Origin of the sequence: Pseudomonas persica (assembly GCF_900291015.1) — a bacterium.
Taxonomy (GTDB): Bacteria; Pseudomonadota; Gammaproteobacteria; order Pseudomonadales; family Pseudomonadaceae; genus Aquipseudomonas.
This window is the reverse complement of sequence record NZ_OLKL01000013.1, coordinates 23,483-37,514: the sequence shown is the minus strand read 5'-3', so window position 1 is coordinate 37,514 and position 14,032 is coordinate 23,483. Positions and strand designations below refer to the sequence as shown.

Genomic DNA, 14,032 nt, shown 5'->3' with positions numbered 1-14,032 from the left:
CGCGGGATGGAGCAGCCTGGTAGCTCGTCGGGCTCATAACCCGAAGGTCGTCGGTTCAAATCCGGCTCCCGCAACCAGATTCGAGAAAAGGCCACTGTTAACACAGTGGCCTTTTTCTTTGCCCATGAGAATGTGCCAGCTACCCTGAAGTCAAAAAGCTTGACAACGAACCGCCAAGCTGTAGAATCCGCACCACTGACGCGGGATGGAGCAGCCTGGTAGCTCGTCGGGCTCATAACCCGAAGGTCGTCGGTTCAAATCCGGCTCCCGCAACCATATTCGAGAAAAGGCCACTGTAAACACAGTGGCCTTTTTCTTTGCCCATGAGAATGTGCCAGCTACCCTGAAGTCAAAAAGCTTGACAACGAACCGCCAAGCTGTAGAATGCGCACCTCTGACGCGGGATGGAGCAGCCTGGTAGCTCGTCGGGCTCATAACCCGAAGGTCGTCGGTTCAAATCCGGCTCCCGCAACCANCGCGGGATGGAGCAGCCTGGTAGCTCGTCGGGCTCATAACCCGAAGGTCGTCGGTTCAAATCCGGCTCCCGCAACCATATTCGTCAGAACAAACCCCGCCTGTGTAACAGCAGCGCGGGGTTTGTTGCTTTTCCCCTCCTGCTTTTCGTCGCCCCCCAATTACCCCACCCTCCAGCCAACCCGCAGGCTTGAGAGGTCGTGCCCTGGATGAACTATCTTTAACCCTGCCAGGCCGCTGAAAGCGCCTGAGGCCGGAGTAACATTGGATACGTTTTCCTAAGGGACTTTCACTTGGCCGCACCTTCCCCTCACCTCGCGCTGCATGCCGGGGGCAATCCATGACTTCGCACAACCCAGAACCCCCGGTGCCGCTCGCCTCGGCGCTGCCCGGTGCCGTGCAACGCCTGCCCTTGCTCGAACGCTTGAGCCGCTACCGCCAGCCCATCGGCCTGGTGGTGACCCTCGTATTGTTCACCATGGCCTTGATCGCCTGCCGCCACCTGCTGAGCGAGTTGGACATCTATGCCTTGCACGATGCCATGCTCAGCGTGCCGACCCAGTCGTTACTCGGCGCCTTGCTGGCAACCGTGCTCGGTTTCGTGATCCTGCTGGGTTACGAGTGGTCGGCCAGCCGTTATGCCGGCGTGAAACTGCCGACGCGCAGCCTGGTGCTGGGCGGCTTCAGCGCCTTTGCCATCGGCAACGCCATCGGCCTGTCGATGCTTTCGGGCGGTTCGGTGCGCTACCGCCTGTATGCACGCCAGGGGGCAGGGGCAGGTGAAGTTGCGCGGATGACCGTTTTTGCCAGCCTGTCACTGGGCTGCGCACTGCCGCCCCTGGCCGCCTTGGCGACCTTGAGCGACTTGTCGGCAGCCTCGGCCGCGCTGGGTTTGGCGCCCGGCTTGCTGGCGGGCATCGCCACAGCCGTGCTGCTGGTGAGCAGCGTGCTGGTGTTCGGCTTGTACCGCCGGCGCCTGGCTGACCAACCGCTGGCCAATAACCTGCTGGTACAACTGGGGCGCCGCACACTGCGCCTGCCGGGCGCTCGCCTGGCCGCCCTGCAATTGCTGATTAGCGCACTGGATGTCGCCGCTGCCGCCACCGTGCTGTACCTGCTGCTGCCCGAAGCACCGCCATTCGGTGCCTTTGTCCTGGTGTACCTGCTGGCCTTGGCCGCAGGTGTGCTCAGCCATGTACCGGGCGGCGTCGGGGTGTTTGAAGCGATCCTGTTGGCGGCTTTTGCCGACCAGCTCGGCACGGCGCCGCTGGCCGCGGCCCTACTGCTGTATCGGCTGATCTACGTGGTGCTGCCGCTGCTGGTGGCCTGCGTGTTGCTGCTGGCCAACGAAGCCCGGCGCCTGCTGTTCGCGCAACAGGCTATCAAGGCCGCTTCCGGGCTGGCCGCGCCGATTCTGTCGATCCTGGTGTTCCTGTCCGGGGTGGTGCTGCTGTTCTCCGGGGCCACGCCCGAGATCGACACGCGGCTGGAGCACCTGGGCTTTCTGGTGCCGCACCGCCTGATCGATGCCTCGCACTTCGGCGCCAGCCTGATCGGCGTGCTTTGCCTGCTGCTGGCCCAGGGCCTGCGCCGGCGGCTATCCGCCGCCTGGCTGCTGACCACCGTGCTGTTGCTGGTCGGTGCCCTGCTGTCGCTGCTCAAGGGCTTCGATTGGGAAGAGGCCTGCCTGCTGACCCTCACTGCCGCCCTGCTCGCTCTGTTCCGTCGTTCCTTCTACCGCCCCAGCCGCTTGCTCGAGCTGCCATTCTCGCCGGTGTTTCTGGTGGCCAGCGCCTGCGTGGTCGGCGCATCGGTATGGCTGTTGCTGTTCGCCTATCAGGATGTGCCCTACAGCCATCAGCTGTGGTGGCAGTTCACCCTCGATGCCGACGCCCCACGTGGCCTGCGCGCCGCCATGGGCAGCGCCTTGCTGCTGGCGGCCGTGGCCCTGACCTGGCTATTGCGCACAGCACCGCCGGTAATCCACCTGCCCGACGAAGAAGAGCTGCAGCGCGCCAACCGTATCCTGCTGGCGTCCGACCAGCCCGATGGCGGCCTGGCCCTGACCGGCGACAAGGCGCTGCTGTTCCATCCTCGCGACAACGCCTTCCTCATGTATGCCCGTCGCGGCCGCAGCCTGGTGGCCCTGTACGACCCGATCGGCCCGGCCCAGGAGCGTGCCGAGATGATCTGGCAGTTCCGCGACCTGTGCGACCTGCACCATGCCCGCCCGGTGTTCTACCAGGTGCGCGCCGAGAACCTGCCGTTCTACATGGACATCGGCCTGACCGCGCTGAAGCTGGGCGAAGAAGCCCGGGTCGACTTGCGCCGCTTCGACCTCGAAGCCAAGGGCAAGGAGATGAAGGACCTGCGCTACACTTGGAACCGTGGCGGCCGTGATGGTTTGAGCCTGGAAATCCACGAACCCGGCCATGCCCCGCTGGCAGAGCTGAAGGAAATTTCCGATGCCTGGCTCGGCGGCAAGAACGTGCGCGAGAAAGGCTTCTCGCTGGGGCGCTTCAGCCCTGAATACCTGCAGCACTTCCGTATTGCCCTGATCCGCTTCCAGGGCCGCCCGGTGGCTTTCGCCAACCTGCTGGAAACCCATGGCAACGAACTGGCCAGCCTCGACCTGATGCGGGCGCACCCCGAGGCCCCGAAGCTGACCATGGAATTCATGATGATCGGCCTGATCCTGCATTACAAAAGCCATGACTACGCCCGCTTCAGCCTGGGCATGGTGCCGCTTTCCGGCCTGCAGCCGCGGCGTGGCGCGCCCTTGACCCAGCGCCTGGGCTCGATGGTGTTCCGCCGTGGCGAGCAGTTGTACAACTTCCAGGGGCTTCGACGCTTCAAGGACAAATTCCAACCGGACTGGGAACCCCGCTACATGGCCGTGCCGGCCGGGCTCGACCCGCTGGTGGCACTGGCCGACACCGCCGCCCTGATCGCAGGCGGCCTGACTGGATTGGTGAAACGTTGATGACCCGACGCTTTTGGCTGTACCTGCTGGTTCCCCTGCTGTTGGCTGCCCTGGGAGGTGCGCTGGCATTCTGGCTGTGGACGCGCCCGGCCCCGGAGGCGCGCCTGGAGCAACTGAGCGTCAATGACACCCGCATCACCCGCGTGACCCCAGGCGTGCACCCCAAGGCCCGGGTGGTCATCGGTGTGCCCCAGGACCAGGCGCTGACCGACAGGCAGCTGCTGGATCTGGCCCAGGCCGGTGAAGCGCAACTGGTGCAGGTGATCCTGCCGCCCAACGACTGCAGCAAGCAGCAACAGGCTCTGGACCAGGCTCTGGGTCAGTTGCCGGAGAAGCCGACTCTGGTCGCCGGTATCGGCCCTGGCGCCGCCCAGGCCTGGCGCTGGCTGGCCAGCCAGAACAACGACAAGGCGCGGGCGATTTCCGTGGACTTCAGCCTGGAACAACCCGGCTGCCAGGTCCCGCTGCCAAAATCTGCCGCCCATGGCCACTGGAACGTTGCCTGGAACGACAACCCGGATGACGCCAGCGCCGCCTTCGTGCGCGATCAGGCCAATGCCGAAACCAGCATCAGCGACTACGACATCCACCTGCCACAAGTGCTCAAGGCCCAGCTGACCCAGGCCTTGGTCGGCCACGACGGTAACGCCTTGGCCATCCCGGTGGTCGAGGTGCCAGCCGGGCAGACCACCGACACGGTCACCCTGTTCCTTTCCGGTGATGGCGGCTGGCGTGACCTGGACCGTGACGTGGCCGGGGAAATGGCCAAGCTGGGCTACCCGGTGGTGGGTATCGACACACTGCGCTACTACTGGCAGCACAAAACCCCGGAACAAAGCGCCGCCGACCTGTCCGAGCTGATGCAGCACTACCGGCAGAAGTGGGGCACCAAGCGCTTCGTGCTGACCGGCTATTCGTTCGGTGCCGACGTGCTGCCGGCGATTTACAACCGCCTGCCGGCCGAGGACCAGCAGCGTATCGACGCGGTGATGCTGCTGGCCTTTGCCCGCAGCGGCAGCTTCGAGATCGAAGTCGAGGGCTGGCTGGGCAAGGAAGGTCAGGAAGCGCCAACCGGGCCGGAAATGGCCAAGCTACCGGCGTCCAAGGTGGTGTGCGTGTACGGTGTGGAGGAGACCGACGAGAGCGGGTGCACCGACAAGACTGCGGTGGGTGAACGCCTGAAGCTGCCGGGGGGGCACCACTTCGACGAAAACTACCCGGCGCTGGCCAAGCGCTTGATTGGCGAGATCGAGACGCGCCAGGGCAAGTCCAGGGTGGCTGAACAGAACTGACAATGATTGGGGCCGCTTTGCGGCCCAGTAAAGCCTGCAGCAACCTTAACTGACCGGCATTAGGGTGAACCTGCTTCCACAGAGGGAGGAGTGCGGCCTGAAGACCTGCTTCGCCCCTCAGATCTCGACCTGGGTCCCCAGCTCGATTACCCGGTTCAGCGGCAGGTTGAAGAAGCGCAGGTTACCGTTGGCATTCTTCAACAGGAACGCAAACAGGTTGCCCCGCCAGCGCGACATCCCCTCCAGGCGTGACGCGATCACGGTCTCGCGACTGAGGAAGTAGGTGGTGCGCATCGGGCTGAAGTCCAGGTCGTCCAGGTGGCACAGCTTCAACGCCGCCGGCACGTCCGGTTCGTCCATGAAGCCGAAGTGCAGCAACACGCGGAAGAACCCCTCGCCATAGGCCTCCACTTCAAAGCGCTCCTGCTCCGGCACCCGTGGCCGGTCCTCGCTGACTACCGTCAACAGCACCACCTGGCGGTGCAGCACCTGGTTGTGCAGCATGTTGTGCAACAGCGCATGGGGCACCGCATCGGAGCGCGCCGTGAGGAACACCGCCGTGCCTTCGACCCGGTGCGGCGGCTGAATGCGTATGCTGCTGATGAACAGCTGCAGCGGCAGCGCGCCTTCGTCGATTCGCTCCATCAGGATCTGCTTGCCGCGCTTCCAGGTGCTCATCAACAGGTACAGCACGCCCCCCGCCAACACCGGGAAGGCACCGCCCTGGGCGATCTTCGGCACGTTGGCGGCAAAGAACAGCCCGTCAACCAACAGGAAACCCAGCAGAATCGGTACTGCCAGCACGGGCGGCCATTTCCACAGCAGCAGCATCACCGCCGCAACCAGAATGGTGGTCATCAGCATGGTACCGGTCACCGCCACGCCGTAGGCCGCCGCAAGGGCGCCGGACGACTCGAAACCGACCACCAGCAGTACCACGCCGACCATCAGCGCCCAGTTGATTGCGCCGATGTAGATCTGCCCCTGTTCGTCGCTGGAGGTGTGCTGGATCTGCATGCGTGGAATGTAGCCCAGCTGGATGGCCTGGCGGGTCAGGGAGAACGCCCCCGAGATCACCGCCTGCGAAGCGATCACCGTGGCCATGGTAGCCAAGCCGACCATCGGCAGCAGCGCCCAGCCCGGCGCCAGCAGGTAAAACGGGTTACGTGCCGCCTCGGGGTTTTGCAGCAGTAACGCGCCCTGGCCAAAGTAGTTGAGCACCAGCGCTGGCAGCACCAGGGCAAACCAGGCCCGGGCGATCGGCTTGCGGCCAAAGTGGCCCATGTCGGCGTACAACGCCTCGGCACCGGTCAGCGCCAGCACCACCGCACCGAGAATGGCAACGCCCATGCCGGGGTGAACCACGAAGAAGTTCACCGCCCAGACCGGGTTGAATGCCTTGAGCACTTCCGGGCTCTGCGAGATGCCATGCACCCCCAGCGCGCCCAGCGCCACGAACCAGCTGACCATGATCGGGCCGAACAGCTTGCCGATCTTCTCGGTGCCGTGCTTCTGCACCAGGAACAGCGCCACCAGTATCACCAGCGAAATCGGCACCACCCAGTGGTCGATGCCGGCAAAGGCCAGGCCCATGCCCTCCACCGCCGACAGCACCGACACCGCCGGGGTGATCATGCTGTCGCCATAGAACAGCGAAGCGCCAATCAAGCCGCACACCACCATCAACGTACGCAGCCGCGGGTAGGCCGCCGTGGCCCGCCGCGCCAGTGCGGTCAGCGCCATGGTGCCGCCCTCGCCCTGGTTGTCGGCGCGCAGGATGAACACCACGTACTTGAACGACACCACCCACAGCAGCGACCACAGGATCAGTGACAGGATCCCCAGCACGCCATCATGGTTGACCGGCACGCCATACCCGCCGCTAAAGACTTCCTTGAGGGTATACAGCGGGCTGGTACCGATATCGCCATAAACCACCCCGACCGCCGCCACGAGCAGGCTCAGCGACCGCGTCGCCTCCTGCTTCCCCTCGTGCCCGCCCTCGGCGTGACTGCTTGCCTGAACCATCGACCACTCCCGCAGACGGCCTTGCAAGGCCAGTAGAATTACCCATGCGCCAGGGGATACTGATACCCCCAACGCAATGGCGCGAAGCATAGCGCAGCGTTCGTCGTATTTCTGCTGGTCAAGCGATCCCGCGCTCGCTAGAATTGCGCACTTTTTGATCAGAGGCGCCAAAAGCGCCCGTCAAGATCGCCCCCGATTCCGGTCGGGCGACCTGCATTCAATACCGAGGTTAGTCATGTCCACCACGCCCGCCACCCCCAAGGTTGGTTTCGTAAGCCTGGGTTGCCCAAAAGCCCTGGTCGATTCCGAGCGCATCCTGACCCAGCTGCGCATGGAAGGCTATGAAGTCGTGCCCACCTACGAGGACGCCGACGTGGTGGTGGTCAACACCTGCGGCTTCATCGACAGTGCCAAGGCCGAATCGCTGGAAGTGATCGGCGAAGCGATCAAGGAAAACGGCAAGGTCATCGTCACCGGCTGCATGGGTGTCGAGGAAGGCAGCATCCGTGACGTGCACCCGAGCGTGCTGTCGGTCACCGGCCCGCAGCAGTACGAGCAGGTGGTCAACGCCGTGCACGAAGTAGTGCCGCCACGCCAGGACCACAACCCGCTGATCGACCTGGTGCCGCCGCAGGGCGTCAAACTGACCCCGCGCCACTATGCCTACCTGAAGATTTCCGAAGGCTGCAACCACAGTTGCAGCTTCTGCATCATCCCGTCGATGCGCGGCAAGCTGGTCAGCCGCCCGGTCGGCGAAGTGCTGAGTGAGGCCGAGCGCCTGGTCAAGGCCGGGGTCAAGGAGATCCTGGTGATTTCCCAGGACACCAGCGCCTACGGCGTCGACGTCAAGTACAAGACCGACTTCTGGAACGGTCGCCCGGTCAAGACCCGCATGCTCGAGCTTTGCGAAGCCCTCAGCAGCCTGGGCGCCTGGGTCCGCCTGCACTACGTGTACCCGTACCCGAACGTCGACGACGTGATCCCGCTGATGGCCGCCGGCAAGATCCTGCCGTACCTGGACATCCCGTTCCAGCACGCCAGCCCGAAAGTGCTCAAGGCCATGAAGCGCCCGGCCTTCGAAGACCGCACCCTGGCGCGCATCAAGAACTGGCGCGAGCAGTGCCCGGAGCTGGTGATTCGTTCCACCTTCATCGTCGGCTTCCCGGGCGAGACCGAGGAAGACTTCCAGTACCTGCTGGACTGGCTGACAGAAGCCCAGCTGGACCGCGTTGGCTGCTTCCAGTACTCGCCGGTGGAAGGCGCCCCGGCCAACGACCTGGGCCTGGAAGAAGTGCCGGACGACGTCAAGCAGGACCGCTGGGACCGCTTCATGGCCCACCAGCAGGCCATCAGCGCCGCCCGCCTGCAACTGCGCATCGGCAAGGAAATCGACGTGCTGATCGATGAAGTGGAAGAGCAAGGTTCGGTAGGCCGCAGCTTCTTCGATGCCCCGGAGATCGACGGCAGCGTGTTCATCGATGGCGACCATGGCTTCAAGCCGGGTGACAAGGTGCGTTGCCGCGTGGTGGATGCCGACGAATACGACATGTGGGCTGAACCCGTCTGACGTAGCTGGAACCTGAAAAACCCCTGCCCCGGTATTCCCCGCAAGGAACTGCTGGTGCAGGGGTTTTTTCGTCAGAACGCATGAAACAGCATCAGGCCACCCTCTGCATCCGGGCTGGCATCCGAGAAGCCTTTGACTGCGTAGAGTTGCACCTTCCACTGCTGGTTGAGCTTGTGTGTCAGGAACAGGGTAAGTTCCTTGATCTGCGCGCCCGTCGAGACGACTTTCTGCCGCCAGTCGTAGGAGGCGCCCGCCGAAGTGCCAGCAGCCACGGGCATGGCGAAGCCGACACTGGCAAATATCGGGTCGTCGAAATCGCTGTCGGGCGGGTCGCCGAACTTCTTCCAGCCCAGGGTCGCGAAGCCGGTCACTGGGCCAAACGCCTTGGCAATGTCGACCTGGCCGGTGTAGTCGTATTCACCAGTGCCCAGGCACTGGTCCTCATCGGCAGTGGGGAATTTGACCTTGCCGATCAGGTCTACCATCAGGCCGCCGTCACTGCCATCGAGCAGGGCATAACCGGCGCTGGCAACCGTGTCTCCCAACCCGCTTTCCACATCCCGGCAGCCACCGGGCAAGGGGTCACCATTCGGGCCCACCTCAGGGTTGGTGATACGTAGCCAGGGCACGGTGACCTTGTAGGTCATGGGGCCGGTTTCATACTTGCCGACCACGGGGACGTACCAGATTTCCGAGGTGGTCCCCGTGCCATAGTCGCCACTTGAATAGTCCATGCCTATGGCGGCGCTGAAAGTATCGCCCAGGACCGACGCGCTGGTGCATGACAGCAGGCAGGCGAAAAGAGGGAGCATGGGTCTCATCTGCACCTCGGTACTCCGTCGGGAAGCGTGATCGCACTTACCCAGCCTAGTTGCCTAATGCCCGGATCGCTCTGGATGCTCCACTTTTTCGGCTTTCTCTAGCGTCTCGGGCCTTTCGACCTTTTCGACCTTTTCGACCTTTTCGACCTTTTCGACCTTTTCGACTTTCTCGACTTTCTCGGGCTTTTCGATCTTCTCGACTTTCTCGGGCTTCTCCGCCTTCTCGACTTTTTCTACCTTCTCCACCTTCTCGACTTTTTCAACCTTTCCCCCCCTTTCAAGTTCGATCTTCTCTACCCGACCAGAGCTCCCCCTAGTGCTGCTCTCGGGCTGCTCCACGGTGTCGACATGTTCTGACTTCCCAGACTTGTCCAGGCTTTCAGTACTGTCACGACCACTGGAATCGTCAACGCCGCCGTGCCCGCTGTGATCATCACTGCTTTCAATGCGAACGCTGGTCGCACCGCGCCCGCCATGCCCGCTATTGCTGGAGCTGGAGCCTTCCGAGTCACTCGTGCCGTGCTCGCTACCGTGCCCCGAATGCTCTCTGTCCGGGTTGTCGGCACGGTTGTCATGGAACTCCACGCGGGTTGCCCGCAGCTCGTGCTTGCCAGTGAACACCCCACTCACCCGCACACGTTGATCGAGCGCCAATGCCGCGGGCTGCTTGCCGACGATCACGGTGCCCTGCCCCAGCGTCACCTTGATGCCTGCGACCACCAGCTGTTGAGCATGGCTGCGCTGTACCAGCCCCTCGATCACCGCCGTCTGCACACGGCCAGCAAAAGGCAGGCTCGGGTCTGGGCGGGTTTGCGCCACTTCCAGCTGACGCCCGGTCCACTGCCCACGCACCAGCACCTCCCGCGCGGGGGCCACACGGGTTCCCAGCTTCAGCCCCTGGAGGCTGCCGGTACGATCAACCGCACCGATGGCACTGGCTTCCCTGAGCCCCGGCGCCCGTTCGATACGGCTGGCTACCACTTCGCCCCTGGCATCGCGCAGGCCACTGACCCTGACCGGTTCGCCCGGGCGCAGCCCTTCAGCCACCCGCGCCCCTGCGGCAAGGCGCACAGGTTGGCCCATGACCCGCAGGGGTGCCGAAGCATTGGGCAGTGCCGTCAGCGGCCCTTCGTAAACGTTGAGGATGGCGATGCGCCCAGCTTGCAGGCCGCGTTTGCTGGCAAATGCCTCCACCGCGACAACCTGCCCGATTGCCAGGTGAGCGCTACTGGCAGGCGCACCGTTCTCACTCACCGGAACGTCTTTGCCAAAGTGCACTTCCAGGCCATTGACGCAGATCGAGGCAAACCCGGTAATGGTGCCGACGATGCCCGTGCCACCGGTGCCGCCCGGGCGCAGGATCGGCGCGCCGGTACCGCCTGCCCCGCCGTGATCGATAAAGGTGCCGTCCACACCGTCGGCCACCGCACCGGTCCCGCCTGTGCCGCCGGGACGCTGCGGCAGCGGCGCACCGGTACCACCCACACCACCGTTGTCACTGCGTACTCCGGTACCGCCGACACCGCCCGTCCTGGCCCCGGTACCACCAATACCGCCTGGAAACTGCAAGCCCGCTGCCCCCGCCATACCCACTTCGTCACGGCTGACACACACCGGTGCTGCGGCCACCTCGGCAGGCGCCACCAGGTTCAGCCCGAAACCCAGGGCCAGCGTGACGACACTGAGGCAGCGCGCGAGGAAAGTCATGGGTCTGGTGTCTTCGATAAATCGGGGTCAGTGGTTTCAGTGTAGAAATAAAGCCCGACAGTGATGCGCTGACGTTGCTCGGCGCTGGGCACATCGGCATCTTCCAGGTCTGATGCAAGCCGACTGAAGGCAAGCAGTGTTTGCATGCCATCCTTGTCCACCGCTTCACGCAGGTGGTTGACGCTGGCCGGGCTCAAGGCATCGTAGTGCACACTGCGTTCAAAGAACGGCTGGCCTTCTCCACTCAGGTTGTGCACTGCTGCGCAGGCATGGTCATGCAGGTTGTGGCCAAAGTACGCGGCCTTTTCATCGAAGCCCTTCTGCGGCACGAATGCCTGGGCCTCCAGGTGGACACAGTCCTGCTCGTCGAGCCGGACGATGCCCAGGCGCAACCACTCATCCAGCACTACCCGCCCGCGAATGTCGGTGCTGATCTTCGCCACCAGGGCATCGAAAGAGCAATCGCCGCCGACACTCGCCAGGCGCGGCAACGGCAGCGCCTGGCCAGGCTCCGAGCAGAACGGCTTGCCAGTGGTCCACATATTGACCAACTGTGCACCTAACGTAATGTTTTCCGGCAGCGCCGCGAGCGACGTGCCACCCTCGCTACGCAACCGCCGGACATCCTTGCGATGCACGCCTGTGAGCAGGCTGATGCGGCTGTCGGTCGGCACCGTGCCATCCAGGCGAAACTCGCGATGGGCCACATCGACGAACACTTCCTTGAGCAAGTCGGCGAACATCGTATAGGTGACCCCTTTACGCAGCATCAGGCGCACCAGAGGACGCATGACACGCCGCAGTGCGCTTAACATCGAAGGGGGGATGGTAGGCGGTTGCATTGCGCGCATTCCTTGACAGATGAACCCAGTATACGACGCGGGAAAACATCCCACACCAACCGTGACCCTATCCCGGACGAGATGAGGGATAGTCGTCAGCGCTCATTGCATTCACCTTGAGTGGGGCTGCCGCGAACCTGGCCTCATGCAGGCCCGCCCCCAGGGGACGCTGCATGAGACCGTTCAGAGCCAGTCAGCTCCGGCTGTTGTCATCACCCGGTTCGCCTGCGGCATGCTCACCGCGGTCATCACCCGGTTCGCCACCCATATGGTCGCCACGATCATCACCAGGTTCACCACCAACGTGATTGCCGTGGTCATCGCCAGGCTCACCGCCAACATGATTGCCATGATCGTCCCCGGGCTCACCGCCAACGTGATTGCCATGATCGTCACCGGGCTCACCGCCAACGTGATGACCGTGATCGTCCCCAGGCTCACCGCCAACGTGATTGCCATGATCATCACCCGCTTCAGCGTGGTTACCGCTGCGCCCAGAGTTTGAGGGACCGTCATGGCCGCGACCACTGTTGCCGGCATGGCCATCTCCATCACCGTGGCCGCCGTGGCCGCCGCCTTCACCACCATGGCCACCGCCGCCGTGGCCGCCACCGCCACCACCGTGACCACCACCGCCGCCGCCGTGACCACCGCCACCACCACCGTGACCACCGCCGTGACCACCGCCGCCACCACCGTGACCACCACCGCCACCGCCGCCACCGCCATCCTTGGCGTAGGCGCTGGAGCCATTGGATATCGAATCAGGGATCAGAACGATGGAAGTCGACAGCACGCCAGCAACGGCAGCCGCCAATAGCGCCTTTTTGAACAGCATATGAATGTGCATATTTCGTCTCCAGGTCGTCGCCATGAGAAACGCCAAATCAAGCCGGAAATTCTGTGTTCAGTTTTTGCTTCTTATTGCGTGGGATTTTTTCCCACGTAAAAGTAATAGACCTCTCCCCCCCAAGGTTCAAGTACCGCGCGGTAAAGCCGACCGGTGGTTGGCCTGCTATGTTTGCCGTATCGTCATGGAGGAACACCGGCATGCTTTCAGTACTGACGCTGCAAACCCCGCGCTTGAGTGACTACGGCGAACTGGTACAGGTGTGGGAGGACTCGGTACGCGCCACCCACGACTTTCTGCCGGATGGCTACATCGTCTTGCTGCGCGAACAGGTGCTGCGTCGCTACCTCGACGCAGTGATGCTGATCTGCTGCAAGGACCGCCAACGCATCTGCGGCTTCGCCGGAGTAGCCAACGGGCGGGTGGACATGCTGTTCGTCGCACCTGCCTACCGGGGCAAAGGGGTTGGCAAGCGCCTGCTGCACTATGCGATCGACGAGCTGAATGCCGAGCGCCTGGATGTCAATGAACAGAACCCGCAAGCCTTGGGCTTCTACCTGCATGAAGGCTTCGAGGTGATCGGCCGTTCGGAAACCGACGGCCTGGGGCAGCCCTACCCGTTGCTGCACATGCGCCTGCGCAAAACGGCGTAAATGACACAGATTCCCAGCCCCTCTGCCGCGCGGGCAGGTACAATGCAGGTCTTTCCCTGCCTTTGCGAATTGCCGTCATGTCCGAACCCGTCCGTCTGTCCAAACGCCTTATCGAGCAGCTTGGTTGCTCCCGCCGTGAGGCCGAGCTTTATATCGAAGGCGGCTGGGTCACGGTCGATGGCGTGGTGGTCGAGCAGCCGCAGTTCAAGGTCGAGCAGCAGCGCGTCGAACTGCTGCCGGGGGCCCGCGCCGAAACGCTGGAACCGGTAACCCTGCTGCTGAACCAGCCGGCCAGCGTGGACAGCGAAACCGCCCGCGCCAGCATTAACATGGGCACCCTCAGCGAGGCCCACCGCGAAGGTGCGCGCGCCCTGCACGGGCATTTTACCCGGCAGGCCTGTGTGGCGCCGCTGGAACGCGGTGCCAGCGGCCTGCAGGTATTCACCCAGGACTGGCGGGTAACCCGCAAGATCCACGCCGACCTGCGCCGCCTGGAACAGGAATTCATCGTTGAAGTGCGCGGCGAGACCACGCCACAGGCGCTGGAGCGCCTGGCACGCGGTGCCACCCGCAATGACCGCGAGCTGCCCAGGACCAAAGCCAGCTGGCAGAACGAAACCCACCTGCGCATGGTCCTGAAAAACCCGCAGCCAGGGCAGATTGCCGAACTGTGCGCCTACCTGCGTCTGGAGCTGCTAGGCATGCGCCGCATTCGCCTGGGTGGCGTGTCGATGGGCAAGCTGCCACTGGGCCAATGGCGTTACCTGGCCACTACCGAACGTTTCTAAGCAATACGCCGCGCCCACAGGCACGGC

At 63.7% G+C, this 14,032-nt stretch carries 10 protein-coding genes and 4 tRNA genes; 9 read left to right on the top strand and 5 right to left on the bottom strand.

Annotation, left to right across the window (positions count from 1 at the left end):
* The 6 genes from FQ664_RS06660 (at nucleotide 1) to FQ664_RS06635 (ending at nucleotide 4,749) form a co-directional block, all read left to right on the top strand.
* A tRNA-Met gene (locus tag FQ664_RS06660) sits at nucleotides 1-77 on the top strand.
* A 122-nt stretch (nucleotides 78-199) separates the two neighbouring features.
* Nucleotides 200-276 (top strand) — tRNA-Met (locus FQ664_RS06655).
* Between the two features lie 122 nt (nucleotides 277-398).
* A tRNA-Met gene (locus FQ664_RS06650) sits at nucleotides 399-475 on the top strand.
* A 1-nt stretch (nucleotide 476) separates the two neighbouring features.
* Nucleotides 477-553, top strand: a tRNA-Met gene (locus FQ664_RS06645).
* A 261-nt stretch (nucleotides 554-814) separates the two neighbouring features.
* A complete protein-coding gene (gene mprF / locus FQ664_RS06640) occupies nucleotides 815-3,457 on the top strand; it encodes a bifunctional lysylphosphatidylglycerol flippase/synthetase MprF (RefSeq protein WP_144171009.1) in 2,643 nt (880 codons plus the stop codon).
* Complete coding sequence (locus tag FQ664_RS06635) at nucleotides 3,457-4,749, top strand: virulence factor family protein (RefSeq protein ID WP_144171007.1); 1,293 nt, start codon at nucleotides 3,457-3,459, stop codon at nucleotides 4,747-4,749. Before mprF ends, FQ664_RS06635 begins: the two co-directional genes overlap by 1 nt.
* A gap of 117 nt (nucleotides 4,750-4,866) precedes the next feature.
* Here FQ664_RS06635 and FQ664_RS06630 read toward each other — a convergent pair whose 3' ends face one another.
* Nucleotides 4,867-6,777 carry a potassium transporter Kup gene (locus tag FQ664_RS06630; RefSeq protein ID WP_144171005.1) on the bottom strand — a complete coding sequence of 637 codons (1,911 nt, stop codon included), beginning with the start codon at nucleotides 6,775-6,777 and terminating at the stop codon, nucleotides 4,867-4,869.
* Nucleotides 6,778-7,012: 235 nt separating this feature from the next.
* Here FQ664_RS06630 and rimO point away from each other — a divergent pair, with 235 nt between their 5' ends.
* The gene (gene rimO / locus FQ664_RS06625) at nucleotides 7,013-8,344 is read left to right on the top strand and encodes a 30S ribosomal protein S12 methylthiotransferase RimO (protein WP_144171003.1); all 1,332 of its coding nucleotides are present in this window, start codon (nucleotides 7,013-7,015) and stop codon (nucleotides 8,342-8,344) included.
* Nucleotides 8,345-8,415: 71 nt separating this feature from the next.
* Here the strand turns inward: rimO and FQ664_RS06620 are convergent, their stop codons facing one another.
* From FQ664_RS06620 to FQ664_RS27495, 4 genes are all read right to left on the bottom strand, one after another.
* A complete protein-coding gene (locus FQ664_RS06620) occupies nucleotides 8,416-9,165 on the bottom strand; it encodes a hypothetical protein (RefSeq protein WP_144171001.1) in 750 nt (249 codons plus the stop codon).
* Nucleotides 9,166-9,219: 54 nt separating this feature from the next.
* Nucleotides 9,220-10,872 (bottom strand): DUF5666 domain-containing protein, encoded by a 1,653-nt coding sequence (locus FQ664_RS06615; protein WP_144170999.1) that lies wholly within the window; start codon nucleotides 10,870-10,872, stop codon nucleotides 9,220-9,222.
* Complete coding sequence (locus tag FQ664_RS06610) at nucleotides 10,869-11,714, bottom strand: DUF6502 family protein (RefSeq protein ID WP_144170997.1); 846 nt, start codon at nucleotides 11,712-11,714, stop codon at nucleotides 10,869-10,871. The genes FQ664_RS06615 and FQ664_RS06610 overlap by 4 nt, the downstream gene beginning before the upstream one ends.
* 193 nt (nucleotides 11,715-11,907) lie before the next feature.
* The gene (locus FQ664_RS27495; protein ID WP_474707135.1) at nucleotides 11,908-12,552 is read right to left on the bottom strand and encodes a hypothetical protein; all 645 of its coding nucleotides are present in this window, start codon (nucleotides 12,550-12,552) and stop codon (nucleotides 11,908-11,910) included.
* 212 nt (nucleotides 12,553-12,764) lie between these two features.
* Between FQ664_RS27495 and FQ664_RS06600 the strand changes: the two genes are divergently transcribed.
* Together FQ664_RS06600 and FQ664_RS06595 are read left to right on the top strand one after the other, a co-directional pair.
* The gene (locus tag FQ664_RS06600; protein ID WP_144170993.1) at nucleotides 12,765-13,217 is read left to right on the top strand and encodes a GNAT family N-acetyltransferase; all 453 of its coding nucleotides are present in this window, start codon (nucleotides 12,765-12,767) and stop codon (nucleotides 13,215-13,217) included.
* Between the two features lie 77 nt (nucleotides 13,218-13,294).
* Nucleotides 13,295-14,005: an rRNA pseudouridine synthase gene (locus tag FQ664_RS06595; protein WP_144170991.1), complete on the top strand. Its 711-nt coding sequence runs from the start codon at nucleotides 13,295-13,297 to the stop codon at nucleotides 14,003-14,005.
* Nucleotides 14,006-14,032: the final 27 nt, after the last annotated feature.

Coding starts and splice junctions, on each gene's coding strand:
- FQ664_RS06610 (WP_144170997.1), bottom strand. CDS start 11,714: ATGCAACCGCCTACCATCCCCCCTTCGATGTTAAGCGCACTGCGGCGT.
- FQ664_RS06615 (WP_144170999.1), bottom strand. CDS start 10,872: ATGACTTTCCTCGCGCGCTGCCTCAGTGTCGTCACGCTGGCCCTGGGT.
- FQ664_RS06620 (WP_144171001.1), bottom strand. CDS start 9,165: ATGAGACCCATGCTCCCTCTTTTCGCCTGCCTGCTGTCATGCACCAGC.
- FQ664_RS06630 (WP_144171005.1), bottom strand. CDS start 6,777: ATGGTTCAGGCAAGCAGTCACGCCGAGGGCGGGCACGAGGGGAAGCAG.
- FQ664_RS06595 (WP_144170991.1), top strand. CDS start 13,295: ATGTCCGAACCCGTCCGTCTGTCCAAACGCCTTATCGAGCAGCTTGGT.
- FQ664_RS06635 (WP_144171007.1), top strand. CDS start 3,457: ATGACCCGACGCTTTTGGCTGTACCTGCTGGTTCCCCTGCTGTTGGCT.
- mprF (WP_144171009.1), top strand. CDS start 815: ATGACTTCGCACAACCCAGAACCCCCGGTGCCGCTCGCCTCGGCGCTG.
- FQ664_RS06600 (WP_144170993.1), top strand. CDS start 12,765: ATGCTTTCAGTACTGACGCTGCAAACCCCGCGCTTGAGTGACTACGGC.
- rimO (WP_144171003.1), top strand. CDS start 7,013: ATGTCCACCACGCCCGCCACCCCCAAGGTTGGTTTCGTAAGCCTGGGT.
- FQ664_RS27495 (WP_474707135.1), bottom strand. CDS start 12,552: ATGCTGTTCAAAAAGGCGCTATTGGCGGCTGCCGTTGCTGGCGTGCTG.